This is a genomic window from Burkholderia cepacia (assembly GCF_029962485.1).
Lineage (GTDB): Bacteria > Pseudomonadota > Gammaproteobacteria > Burkholderiales > Burkholderiaceae > Burkholderia.
The window spans coordinates 1048842-1061087 of the sequence record NZ_CP073637.1 but is presented as its reverse complement, the minus strand read 5'-3'; the positions used below and the strand labels follow the sequence as shown (position 1 = coordinate 1061087).

General features: G+C 68.9%; 12 protein-coding genes and 1 riboswitch. Of the genes, 9 read left to right on the top strand and 3 right to left on the bottom strand.

Annotated elements, in window-relative coordinates:
* Nucleotides 1–94: 94 nt before the first annotated feature.
* The gene (locus tag KEC55_RS04935) at nucleotides 95–1093 is read left to right on the top strand and encodes a hypothetical protein (RefSeq protein ID WP_282506976.1); all 999 of its coding nucleotides are present in this window, start codon (nucleotides 95–97) and stop codon (nucleotides 1091–1093) included.
* 90 nt (nucleotides 1094–1183) lie between these two features.
* Here KEC55_RS04935 and KEC55_RS04930 read toward each other — a convergent pair whose 3' ends face one another.
* Both KEC55_RS04930 and KEC55_RS04925 read right to left on the bottom strand, forming a co-directional pair.
* Nucleotides 1184–1873 carry a DUF2968 domain-containing protein gene (locus tag KEC55_RS04930; protein ID WP_282506975.1) on the bottom strand — a complete coding sequence of 230 codons (690 nt, stop codon included), beginning with the start codon at nucleotides 1871–1873 and terminating at the stop codon, nucleotides 1184–1186.
* Between the two features lie 115 nt (nucleotides 1874–1988).
* The gene (locus tag KEC55_RS04925) at nucleotides 1989–3173 is read right to left on the bottom strand and encodes a gamma-glutamyl-gamma-aminobutyrate hydrolase family protein (protein WP_282506974.1); all 1185 of its coding nucleotides are present in this window, start codon (nucleotides 3171–3173) and stop codon (nucleotides 1989–1991) included.
* A gap of 279 nt (nucleotides 3174–3452) precedes the next feature.
* Between KEC55_RS04925 and KEC55_RS04920 the strand changes: the two genes are divergently transcribed.
* From KEC55_RS04920 to KEC55_RS04885, 8 genes are all read left to right on the top strand, one after another.
* On the top strand, nucleotides 3453–4133 hold the full coding sequence (locus tag KEC55_RS04920) for a GntR family transcriptional regulator (RefSeq protein ID WP_282506973.1): 681 nt from the start codon (nucleotides 3453–3455) through the stop codon (nucleotides 4131–4133).
* Between the two features lie 7 nt (nucleotides 4134–4140).
* Nucleotides 4141–5517, top strand: a complete 1377-nt coding sequence (locus KEC55_RS04915) for an amidase (protein WP_282506972.1) — start codon at nucleotides 4141–4143, stop codon at nucleotides 5515–5517.
* A 138-nt stretch (nucleotides 5518–5655) separates the two neighbouring features.
* Nucleotides 5656–6168 carry a disulfide bond formation protein B gene (locus KEC55_RS04910; RefSeq protein WP_282506971.1) on the top strand — a complete coding sequence of 171 codons (513 nt, stop codon included), beginning with the start codon at nucleotides 5656–5658 and terminating at the stop codon, nucleotides 6166–6168.
* A gap of 624 nt (nucleotides 6169–6792) precedes the next feature.
* Nucleotides 6793–7803 (top strand): xanthine dehydrogenase accessory protein XdhC, encoded by a 1011-nt coding sequence (gene xdhC, locus KEC55_RS04905; RefSeq protein ID WP_174970242.1) that lies wholly within the window; start codon nucleotides 6793–6795, stop codon nucleotides 7801–7803.
* Between the two features lie 18 nt (nucleotides 7804–7821).
* Nucleotides 7822–8847, top strand: coding sequence for an adenosine deaminase (locus KEC55_RS04900; protein ID WP_282506970.1), 1026 nt, complete (start codon nucleotides 7822–7824; stop codon nucleotides 8845–8847).
* Nucleotides 8848–8874: 27 nt separating this feature from the next.
* Nucleotides 8875–9222: a hypothetical protein gene (locus KEC55_RS04895; protein ID WP_282506969.1), complete on the top strand. Its 348-nt coding sequence runs from the start codon at nucleotides 8875–8877 to the stop codon at nucleotides 9220–9222.
* Nucleotides 9219–10538, top strand: a complete 1320-nt coding sequence (gene guaD / locus KEC55_RS04890) for a guanine deaminase (protein ID WP_176049289.1) — start codon at nucleotides 9219–9221, stop codon at nucleotides 10536–10538. Before KEC55_RS04895 ends, guaD begins: the two co-directional genes overlap by 4 nt.
* 143 nt (nucleotides 10539–10681) lie before the next feature.
* Nucleotides 10682–10819: riboswitch (yybP-ykoY riboswitch) on the top strand.
* Nucleotides 10820–10897: 78 nt separating this feature from the next.
* On the top strand, nucleotides 10898–11470 hold the full coding sequence (locus tag KEC55_RS04885; protein WP_047900090.1) for a TMEM165/GDT1 family protein: 573 nt from the start codon (nucleotides 10898–10900) through the stop codon (nucleotides 11468–11470).
* A 52-nt stretch (nucleotides 11471–11522) separates the two neighbouring features.
* Here KEC55_RS04885 and KEC55_RS04880 read toward each other — a convergent pair whose 3' ends face one another.
* Complete coding sequence (locus KEC55_RS04880) at nucleotides 11523–12221, bottom strand: DUF4136 domain-containing protein (protein ID WP_176049290.1); 699 nt, start codon at nucleotides 12219–12221, stop codon at nucleotides 11523–11525.
* Nucleotides 12222–12246 lie beyond the last annotated feature (25 nt).

Here is a 12246-nt window from a genome sequence, read left to right as displayed (position 1 = left end):
GTTGCCGTCGCGGCATCCGACTCGTACGAGTCGCCCTGAAACGGGCACGAGAATCGGATTGATCTGATCGACCGGCCCTCAATGGCTGACCACAATGTCACGATTTGCGACGACATTTCCGCGCCGCGCCGGCATGGTTGCCTGTGTCGCACGGCGCACCGCCCTCATGATCCCAACGCCCCTCGTCCCCGTCGAAGGCGCGCTCGCCCGCCCTCGCGTCGCCCCGCTCGACCACGTCCCGCCGTTCGGCCGCGAATGGAAATTTCGCGGTGCGCCCGGTGCGCAGCCCACCAGGAACTGCCTTGCGACGCTGACGACGTCCTGCATCGACGTCGACCGACCGCACCGCGCATGCCACTGGCAACCGGCGCCAGCGTCGACCGGCGTGCCAGTCGCGCCTGCCGTCACCGGCCGGCGCCTCCCCCGTACCGCCGGCAACCGTCGGGACCGGCGCGCGACGTACGCAACCTGCTTGAGCATCGGCGCGCTCGGCATCATCGGCTGGCTGATCGCCGTGCACGAGCTGCCGATGGATTTCGGGTCCACGCACGCGATTCATACGGCGAGCACCGTGCCGGATCACGCTCGCTCATTCAACGGCACCGTGCACGTCGCCGCCGGTCAGCCCGGTCAGCCGACGCACGCCGCGCCGACGCACACGGTAGCGACACCCGACACGAAATTGGCCGAATCGCAGCCGGCCTCGCACCGCGTCGTCCGTCGTCCGACGCCGCCTCATCCGCAGACAACGTCCGACACACAACGCACTGCCGCGGCATCGCCGTCTCGGGCAGGCGGTCGTCAATCGGCAACGACGCCCGCCCGAGCGCCGATCGTCAAGCAGCGCACCGCGCATTCACCGCTCCAGCACACAACGGCGACCGTCGCGGCGCGCGAGCGACGCGCCCCGCCGCCGCTCGCGACCGACGCGCTCGACGATCCGCTCACGCTGATCGCAATGGCAAACGCACTGCGCGGCACCGAACCCGCCCACACGACGCACGCGAGCGCCACCGGTTTCGACTGGACGTCGCAACGGTCCCACCGCCGATTGACCGACACACCCGACACACCCGACACATTCGGGCGCTGACGATTTCCCGATAACACCCGCCCAATAAAAAACCCGGCGAAGATCGCTTCGCCGGGTTTCGCTCGTCTCCGCCGTCCATCTGACGATTCGTTACTTGTGCGCGGGCAGCCCCGTCTCGGTCTGCTTCTCGAGTTGCCGCACCTGCTCTTGCAGATCGCGCAACTGCAACTGCGCGGCACGCTTCTCGACCTGCAGCGCCTGCGTCTGCTCCTGCGCCGACTTCTGACGCTGCGCGACTTCGGCCTGCTGGCTGCGCGCGACGCTCAGGTCGGCCTGCAGTTGCTGCGCACGATTCGACTGCAGCGCGATCACGCGTTCGAGAAACGCCTTCTGCGCCTGTAGCTCGGTACGGCGGATCTCGATATCGGCGAGTTGCACAGTCTGCTGGACGAAGTTCGCGTACACCATCTCCGCGCGGCTCTTCTCCTGCGAGCGGATCACGCGCCACAGATTCTTGTCCTGGAACAGCGCGACGTAGTACGTCATCTCGCGCGGATCGAACAGCAGGCTCGCGCCGTAGCTGCCGTTGTACGTGGTGCGCATCTCGACGATCCGTCCGTCGTGCAGCATCTGCGTCAGTTCGGCGACGTTGCCTTGCGTGGCGGCGTCATTAGACGCGGCCGCCGGCGCCGCGCCGCCGCTCAGGCTCGTCACCGCCGGACGCGTACCGGCGGCGGGGGCGGTCGCGTCGGCAGACCAGGCCGCGCCCGTTTGCGCGCAGGCCGCCAGCACAGCGATCCACGTTGCGCATCGGGCAGGAGAAAAGTTTCGGAAAGCCAACGTCAGACTCCGGCGAACGAATCGGAACTCGCGATTATCGTTCAAAACGAAACGGCCGCATCTCGAATTTATCGGGATGCGGCCGGCCTTCGTGCGACGCAAAGCAAGCACGCTGCTACAGGCGCGTTTCGCGCGCCGCGCGCAGGAACGCATCGAGCAGCGGCGTGCAGTCGAGCAGCTCCGAGCCGCCCGCGCGATGGAACTCCGGGTGCCACTGCACGCCGACGACGAACGGCGAACGGCGATGGCGAATGCCCTCGATGATCCCGTCGCCAGCCGACACGGCCTCGATGTTCAGGTCGCGGCCGAGATCGCGGATCGCCTGGTGATGGATCGAATTGACGATCGCTTCGCTGCGCCCGGGGAACATGCTCGCCAGCGTCGACGAATCCGGGAAACGGATCGCGTGACGATGCTGGTCGTAGTGCTCGCTCACGTGCGCATTCGCGGTCGGCACATCGGTGGCGATGTCCTGGTACAGCGAGCCGCCGAACGCGACGTTGATCAGCTGGCAGCCGCGGCACACGCCGAGGACGGGTTTGCCGGACTCGACGAATTCATGCAGCAGCTCGAGTTCGTACATGTCGCGCACGCGATCGCCCGGCCATTCGGGGCGCACATCCGATGCCGCGTAGGTTTGCGGCGACACGTCGGCGCCGCCTTGCAGCAGCAGGCCGTCGAGATGCTTCGCATAGTCGCGCAGGCGGATGTTGCTCGGGTGGATCATCCCCTGGTGGCCGACGGTCGGAATCATGAACACGAGCACGTCGCGCGACATCACCCAGTGGGCGATCGATTCCTCGAGATACTGCAGCGTCTTGCCGCGCAGCCCTTTCGCGCCCGGTTCCGGATGGAAGATCCGCGCCGACACGCCGATGCGCAGCGTGCGTTGCGTAATGCGCTGGCCGGCACGGTCGAACAGCCGGCGTGCCCGCGCCGCGATGATCCGGCCGAACACCGACCATGGCGTGTCGCTCTGCTTCAGGTAGGCCGGCGGTGCATTCTGCGCGCTCGCGGGCGGCGGGCGCGCCGTTTCGAAATCCGGCTGCGCGCCGAAGCCGGGCGGCGGCGCACCCGGCTTCGGCGGCGCGGCAACGCCATCGACGGCGGCAGCAGCCGCACCGGACGCACCGGGCTCGGACGCGGCCGCGACCGGCGACACGCCGTCCGCTGGGACGTTCGGTGCGGCGGCTTGCGCGGCCCGCGCATCGGGCGTTTGCGCCGGATCGGGACGGAGGGAATCGGAAGAAGCGGAAGAGGTGCCGGGCAGACCGGCCGGGGAAGGCGTGTGTTCGCTCATGACGATGGTCTGGTACGTCGCTCACGCGTATGGATAGACGAGGATTCATTATGCTTCAGTGCACGATCGCGCGGCAAACCTGCAACATCCTGTCGCCATTGTTGCAAGTGGATGCAGGCGATGCCGGAGCGCGCCCCCGTTCGTGCGCCGGCACCACCGGCGTCTTGCCTCCCGCACTGGACATCAGTGATATATCACAATAATATCCAGACATCGTCCACGCTTCCCGATCGCCCGCGCCATGATCGCGCCCCGTCTAGCCGCCTCGCCGCACCTCGCATGAGCACCCTGACCGACGTCACCCGCGACCGTCCCGCCACGCCGGCGGCCAGCCTCGCCGACCGTGCGTACGCGCTGATCCAGCGCGACATCATCACGATGCGCCTGAAGCCGGGCGCCGCCCTCAACGAAGCCGACCTCGTCGCGCGCACGGGGATCGGCCGCACGCCGGTGCATCAGGCCGTGCATCGGCTCGTGCTCGAAGGGCTGCTGTCGGTGATGCCGCGCAAGGGCCTGATGGTGCAGCCGCTGTCGCTCGACGACATCGTCGCGGTGATCGACGTGCGGCGCATCAACGAAGCGCACTGCGCCGAACTCGCCGCGCGCCACGCGACGCCGGACGATCTCGCGCGCCTGGCCGCGCTGCTCGACGCAGGACAGGCGTGCGTCGACACGCACGACGTCGAGGGAATGATGGAACTCGACCGCGCATTTCATCAGGCGATCGCCGTGGCCGCACGCAATGCGGTCCTCGCCGAAATCCTGCGCGCACTGCACGAGCGCTCGCTGCGCTTCTGGTTCGTCACGCTGTCCGAACCGCACCACCTCGCCGACGTCCAGCACGAGCATCGCGAGCTGTTCGAACGGCTGTCCGCACGCGACGCCGCCGGTGCGCGCGCGGCCGTCGAAGGCCATATCGATTCGTTCCGCTCCACGCTTCTTCAACATCTTCGCCCCTGAGCCGCCCATGACCACTTTCACGCCCTTTCCCCCGCTCGCCCAGCTCGCCGCCGACCTCGCGGCCGGCCGCACCACGAGCCGCGCGCTCGTCGATACCGCGCTCGACCGGATCGCCGATCCGTCGGGCCAGGGCGCGGCCGTCTTCACCGAAGTCGACGCCGACAACGCGCGCGCGGCCGCCGACGCGCACGACCGGCTGCGCGCCGCAGGCACCGTACTGTCACCGCTTGCGGGCATTCCGGTGTCGGTGAAGGACCTGTTCGACGTCGCGGGCCAGGTGACGCGCGCGGGTTCGCGCGTGCTCGACGGCGCGCCGGCCGCGCGCACCGATGCGGTCGCCGTCGCGCGGCTCAAGCGTGCGGGCGCGGTGGTGATTGGCCGCACCAACATGAGCGAGTTCGCGTTTTCGGGGCTCGGACTGAATCCGCATTTCGGCAATCCGCGCTCGCCGTACCACCGCGACGTACCGGGCGATGCGCGGATTTCCGGTGGCTCTTCGTCGGGGGCGGCGGCCTCCGTCGCCGACGGAATGGCCGCCGTCGCGCTCGGCACCGACACGGGCGGCTCGATCCGCATTCCGGCCGCGCTGTGCGGGCTGACGGGCTTCAAGCCGACCGCGAGCCGGATTCCGACGCAAGGCGGCGTGCCGCTGTCGACGACGCTCGACTCATTCGGCCCGATCGGCCAGACGGTCGCGTGCTGCGCGCTCGTCGACCGGATGCTCGCGGGCCTCGAGCCGCACGTGCCGGCCGCCAGGCCGCTCGAAGGCGTGCGGCTCGGCGTGCTGACGAACTACGTGACGGACGGTGTCGATGCCGACGTCGCGGCCGCGCTCGACACCGCACTCAAGCATCTCGAAGCCGCTGGCGCGATCGTCACCGAAGTGCGCTTCCCTGCGCTCGACCGGCTGCCGGAGATCAACCGCTTCGGCTTCTCGCCGATCGAGGCGTACGCCTGGCATCGTCCGCTGCTCGCGCAGCATCGCGACCAGTACGACCCGCGCGTGCTGACGCGGATCCTGAAGGGCGAACCCGCGAGCGCGGCCGACTATCTCGACCTGCTCGCCGCGCGCGCCGCGATGCTCGACGAAGCCGCGCACACGGTCTGGGCACGCTTCGATGCGCTCGTCGCGCCGACGGTGCCGGTCGTGCCGCCGCGCATCGCCGACCTCGAAACGGACGACGACGCGTTCACGCGCACCAATGCGCTGATCCTGCGCAATCCGAGCGCGTTCAACTTCCTCGACGCGTGCGGCCTGTCGCTGCCGTGCCACCCGCGTGACGCGGCGCCGGTCGGCCTGATGCTCGCGGCGGCGCCGCATCGGGACGACGCACTGCTCGCAATCGGCCAGGCGGTCGAGGCCGTGCTGAACACGATCCGCTGACCGCACCGGCCGGTCGCCGGCGGGCAACGCGCGCGGTGCGGCAGGGTGCCGCACGCGCGCTGTCAGTTTCGTGCCAGACCGTTCGCGCTAAAATCGCGCGATTGTTTTCCGGACCGACCGACGAGGAACCCCGCTGACATGAACGACTACACGCTTGCGCTACGCCGTGAACGCCGCCTGCTGATGCTGCTCGGATGGGTGTGCATCGCCCTGCTGGCCGGTGCGCTGTACCTGCAGTACGTGAAGAACGAAGATCCGTGCCCGCTGTGCATCATCCAGCGCTACTTCTTCTCCGCGATCGGGATCTTCGCGTTCCTGGCCGCCGGGATCCGCAACTGGCGCGGCATCTGGGTGCTCGAACTGCTGATCGCGATCGCGGCGGCCGGCGGCGTCGGCACAGCCGCGCGACACCTGTCGATCCAGATGAATCCGGGCTTCAGCTGCGGCTTCGACACGCTGCAGCCGATCGTCGACAGCCTGCCGCCCGCGCAGTGGTTCCCCGGCATGTTCAAGGTCGCCGGGCTGTGCGAGACCGTCTACCCGCCGATCTTCGGCATCCTGCTGCCCGGCTGGGCGCTGATCGGCTTCGCCCTGATCCTGGTTGCCGTCGTCGCGAGCCTCTGGCGCCATCGCCGCAAGCTCGCCAGCTGACCAGACGGCCGCTTTGCCGGCCCCTGGCATGTGCGGCCCGACCGATCGGGCCGCACGCCGCCGGCAGGTCCCCCGGCTCAGATTCACGCGTTTGCCGGCCGCATCCGGCCGGCCGCGTGTAAACACCTACTCCGCCGCAACCCCGATCAACGGGCAAACGCGCGTCGCGCGACGCGTCGTGCCCACGCCCCGTCACGCGTGCGTTTCAGCCCGATGTGCACGCATCGACGCCCCGATCCCGCGCGGCGGGCCTATGATCGACATGATCGCCTCCTGATAGCCCGGATCACCGCCCGGCCATGTTCGTGCCGCATGGCGGTGCTATCTTCGGGACTGGATGGCGATCTACGTGCGCGAGGCCAGGCGGTCTCACCACCCCTGCGTAACGCGCGCCCGATCCGCAATGTCGACTGGATTCATCATGACAACGCAAACCATCCGCATCCGTCACCCTCATGGCGTCCGCGTGTCCGACGGCGCCGTTCGCGCGCGTCGTCAGCGCGCTGCCGTCGCACTGCATCAGCCGTGCGGCCGGCCTGCCCCGCTCCCGTCCGTCCGCGTCATCGCCACGCCCGCCAGTCCGCGCCGCGTGTCGTGCCGCGTCGTTACGCACGGGGTGTGCTGATGGAAGCCTGGCTCGGCGATCTGCAGCAACTGCTTGCGCACGGCGAAGCGGCCGTGCTCGTGACGGTCGCGCATACCGACGGCTCGGCGCCGCGTGAAGCCGGCACCAAGATGCTCGTCACGCGCGACATGGCCCGCCATACGATCGGCGGCGGTCATCTGGAATGGAAGGCGATCGAGATCGCGCGGCATCTGCTGAAGGATGGCGCGCATGTGCCGCACGCGCGCCGGCTCGAACGGCTCGCGCTCGGCCCGAGTCTCGGCCAGTGCTGCGGCGGCGCCGTGGTACTCGCGTTCGAGCGGCTCGACGTCGGCGATCTCGGCTGGATCATGTCGCTCGCGAAGCGCGTCGCGGCCGGCGCCGCGACCGTGCGTAGCGTATCATTCGGCCCCTCGCCGGGCGCGCCGCTGTTGAGCGAGCCCGAATCGGAAGCCGCACGTGCCGACTGCCTGCTGTGGGAAACCGGCGGCGTGTCGCTGATGACCGAAACGATCGCGCCGTATGCGTTCCCCGTCGTGCTGTTCGGCGCCGGGCACATCGGCACCGCGCTCGTGAAGGTGCTGGCGACGCTGCCTTGCCACGTGCGCTGGATCGACGGGCCCGATGCGGTGTTCCCGCCGGCCGACGCGCTCGCCGGCATCGGCAACCTCGCGATCGAAGCGGCCGCTGCCCCGGCCGATGCGGTCGACGCAGCACCGCCGCAGTCCTACTTCGTCGTGATGACGCACGACCACGCACTCGATTTCGTGCTGGCCGAGCGGATCCTGCGACGCGGCGACTATGCGTACTTCGGGATGACCGGCTCGCACGCCAAACGCGTGCAGTTCGATCATCGCCTCGCGGCGATCGGCATCGACCCGGCCCAGGTCGCGCGGATGCGCTGCCCGATCGGTGTCGAAGGCATCATCGACAAGGCGCCCGAAGTGATCGCGATCTCGGTGGCTGCGCAATTGCTGCAGGCCGTCGAAGCGAACGCGAACGCGGCAGCACAGGCTTCCCCTACCTACTGACCGACCAAGAACGACGCCATGACCCCGACATTCAAGGACAAGATTGCCCGCGCGCCGAAAGCGGAGCTGCACATCCACATCGAAGGCTCGCTCGAGCCCGAACTGATTTTTGCGCTCGCGCAGCGCAACGGCGTGAAGCTCGCGTACGACTCGATCGACGCGCTGCGCGCCGCGTACGCATTCACCGACCTGCAGTCGTTCCTCGACATCTATTACGCCGGCGCGAGCGTGCTGCTGACCGAGCAGGATTTCTACGACATGACGGCCGCGTATTGCGAACGCGCGCTTGCCGACAACGTCGTCCACACCGAGCTGTTCTTCGATCCGCAAACGCACACCGAGCGTGGCGTGCCGATCGAGACAGTCGTTGCGGGCATCGAGCGCGCACTCGCCGATGCCGAACAGCGCGGGCTGTCGAGCAAACTGATCCTGTGCTTCCTGCGCCACCTGTCCGAAGAGGACGCGCTCGCGACGTTCGAATCTGCATTGCCGCTGTTCGAGCGCTATCGCCACCGGCTGATCGGCGTGGGCCTCGATTCGTCCGAGCTCGGCCATCCGCCCGTCAAGTTCGCACGCGTGTTCGAGAAGGCGCGCGCGCTCGGGCTGAAGCTCGTCGCGCACGCGGGCGAGGAAGGCCCGCCCGCCTATATCTACGAAGCGCTCGATGTCCTGAAGGTCGACCGGATCGACCACGGCGTGCGCAGCATCGAAGACGCGGCGCTCGTCGAACGCCTCGCCAAAACGCGCACCGCGCTGACCGTCTGCCCGCTGTCGAACCTGAAGCTGTGCGTGTTCGACGACATGGCGAAGCACACGTTGAAGGCGCTGCTCGAGCGCGGCGTCGCGGTGACGATCAACTCCGACGATCCGGCCTATTTCGGCGGCTACGTCAATGAAAACTACTTCGCGACGGCCGAAGGGCTGCAGCTCACGGATGCCGAAGTCCATGCGGTGATCCGCAACGGCTTCGAAGCGTCGTTCATCGAACCGGCGCAGCGCGACGCACTGTACGCGCGCCTCGACGCGTACTGGCAGGCCGCGTGACGGCCCGCATCGAGGAACGCTAGACAGATGAGACACGGCAACGGCATCCGCTTCGCGACCACCGGTTCGGCCCTGCGCCGGGCCGGTCGCGGGCGTGCGCGCGTGGCGACGGCACGGTTCGTCGTCGCCCGCTCGTGCCTGCCGTCGCGGTGTGCCGTTCCGTTCGCCGCCGCATCGGTCGCGAGCGCAACGGCTGCGAGGTTAGCCGGCAACCACTGGCTGGCGGCTTCGGCCGCCACGTTCGCCCGCGCAATCGCCTTCGGTCGCGCCGCACGCAGCGTGCCGCAACCGCTCGCGAAGCACCGTCCCGCCCCCGTGCGGCGTCGATCGCTTTCTTCTGTTCGCCTTACCTTGATGCAGGACCATTCGTCATGACGCAAACCGCTTTCCGTTCCCAGCTGCTGACCTTCAACGGCGACCCGGCGCAGTCGAGCCAGGCCGCGAACTACGAGACCGACGGCCTCCTGATCGTCGCCGACGGCAAGGTCGTCGCGGCCGGCCCGTATGCACAGCTCGCGGCGACGCTCGCGCGCGACGCCGTCGTCCACGACCTGAGCGACAAGCTGATCGTGCCCGGCTTCATCGACACGCACATCCACTATCCGCAGACGGACATGATCGCGTCGCCGGCGCCGGGCCTGCTGCCGTGGCTCGACAAGTACACGTTCCCGACCGAGCGCCAGTTCGGCGACCCCGAGCATGCACGCGAAGTCGCCGATTTCTTCGTCGACGAACTGCTCGCGTGCGGCACGACGAGCGCGCTCGTCTACTGCACGGTGCACAAGCAGTCGGCCGATGCCCTGTTCGCGGCGAGCGACGCGCGCGACCTGCGGATGATCGCGGGCAAGGTGCTGATGGACCGCAACTGCCCCGAGTTCCTGCGCGACACCGCGCAATCGGGTTATGACGACAGCGCCGAGCTGATCGACCGCTGGCACGGCAAGGGCCGCCAGATGTACGCGCTCACGCCGCGCTTCGCACCGACGTCGACCGAGGCCCAGCTCGAAGCGTGCGGCGAACTCGCGCGCCGCCATCCGGACGTGTTCGTGCAGAGCCACGTCGCGGAAAACGTCGACGAGGTGAAATGGGTGGCCGAGTTGTTCCCGGGCCATCGCAGCTATCTCGACATCTATGACCGCTACGGTCTACTGCGTCCGCGCGCGGTGTACGGCCACTGCATCCACCTCGACGACGAGGACCGCCGCCGGATGGCCGAGACGCGCACCGTCGTCGCGCACTGCCCGACGTCCAACTTCTTCCTCGGCAGCGGGCTGTTCGACTTCGACAAGGCCGGCGAACACGACGTGCCCGTCACGCTCGCGACCGACGTCGGCGGCGGCACGTCGTTCTCGATGCTGCAGACGATGAACGAGGCACACAAGGTCGCGCGGCTGTCGGGCCACCACCTGACCGCGACGCGGATGTTCTGGCTCGCGACGGCCGGCGCCGCGCAGGCGCTCGACCTCGCCGACACGGTCGGCACGCTCAAGCCGCGCACCGAGGCCGACTTCGTCGTGCTCGACCCGCAGGCCACGCCGCTGCTGGCGCGGCGCACGAAGCGCGCGGATTCGCTCGAGGAACTGCTGTTCGCGTTCGCACTGCTCGGCGACGACCGCGCCGTGTACCGCACCTACGCGGCCGGCGAGCTCGTCCACGAGCGCGGCGCCGCGCGCCGCCCGGCCGCCGCGTAACGGTAACGGTAACGGCCCGCCGGAACGCGCTGTCCCGGCAGGCGTGGCAGATTCGCCGCCGCGCCTGCCGGGCGGCCGGACGCGGATCGGGCCCCGACACCCTGCCCGACCGCCTTCCAGCACGCAATGCGCCGTGCTAGAATCCGCCGCTGATTGGGGAGTAGCCGCTCCGCTCGATGTCCCGCGCCCCCGGCGCGCATCGTGACGGAGGCGTCCGTCAACAGACTTGGCCGTACGGCCATGGCGGGCGCAGCCACCTAGGCCTGGCGAGACCGATGGTTCACAGTGCGCCGCATCAGGGCCCGGCGCGCCGTGGATCGTCGCTCGCACGCACAACATCGGCCCGTGGAACCCCATCCGTGTCCCAAGCCTTCCTGATCTCCACCGGAGCCGTCGCCCTCGCTGAAATCGGCGACAAGACCCAATTGCTTTCCCTCGTCCTGGCCGCGCGCTATCGCAAGCCGGTGCCGATCATTCTCGGTGTGCTCGTCGCGACACTCGTGAACCACGGTTTCGCCGGCGCACTCGGCGAATGGCTCGGCGCGCTCGTCACGCCGTCCATCATGCGCTGGGCGCTCGCGTTCTCGTTCATCGCGATGGGGTTGTGGATTCTCGTGCCGGACAAGCTCGACGCCGACGAAGCCAACGCCAACCGTTCGCGGCTCGGCGTGTTCGGCGCGACGCTCGTCGCGTTCTTCCTCGCGGAAATGGGCGACAAGACACAGATCGCGACCGTCGCGCTGGCTGCGCGCTTCCAGGACTACATCGGCGTGGTGGCCGGCACGACGTTCGGGATGATGCTCGCGAACGTGCCGGCGATCCTGCTCGGCGACCGCTTCGCGCACCGCCTGCCGACCAAGCTCGTGCACGGGATCGCAGCCGTGCTGTTCGTCGTGCTCGGTGCGCTGGCGCTGCTGGGTATCGGGGTCTGACGGAAAGGGTTGGCCGGCGCGGCCGGGCGGCCGCGCCGAAACGGATACCGCGTTACTTCGCGACGGCCGCGCCCGAGGCCGGTGCAACCGGCACCGCGCGTTCGTTGGCGGCCGGCGCCGCCGGCCCGCCGCGCTTGTCGACCGGCAGCCGGACCGAGCGGACCGCGCCGTTCGACAACGGGAAATCGGCGAGCGCGCTACGCGCGAGGAACGGCATCGCGTACAGCAGCGTGCCGTTGTCGCCGGTCGTACGCGCGGACACGTTGTACACCTCCTTGCCCGTCGCCCGCTCGGTGATGCGGATGCCGAGCGTGTAGTCGAACACCTGGTACGTCTGCGCAACATAGCCGGCCGGCATCGGCCCCCAGGGCCCCCACGGGCCCCACGGCCCGCGCCGCCAGTACGGCCCGGGCGCAAACCACGGATCGTAATAGACCGGCTGCGGCACCGTCACGAGATCGCTGCCGACCGCATAGGTCAGCCCGACGAGATAGCGCGCCTGCGCCGGCGGCACCTGCCGGAACGCATACGCGGACAGCTCGTTCGCGACGATCGGCTCGTAGGTCGACTGCTCGATGCTGTTCTTCTGCGCATCGGTGCGCGTGAACGCATAGGTGCGTGTCGCGTCGCTGCCGCTCCAGTCGGAGAAGGCCGTGACCTGGGTCGTCACATAGCTGGTGCAGCCCGTCAGCAGCGCCACGCACAGCGCCGCCGCCCAGCCCGCACCGCGAAAAATCCAATCGCGTTTCATGTTGATCCTCGTCGATCCGTCACCC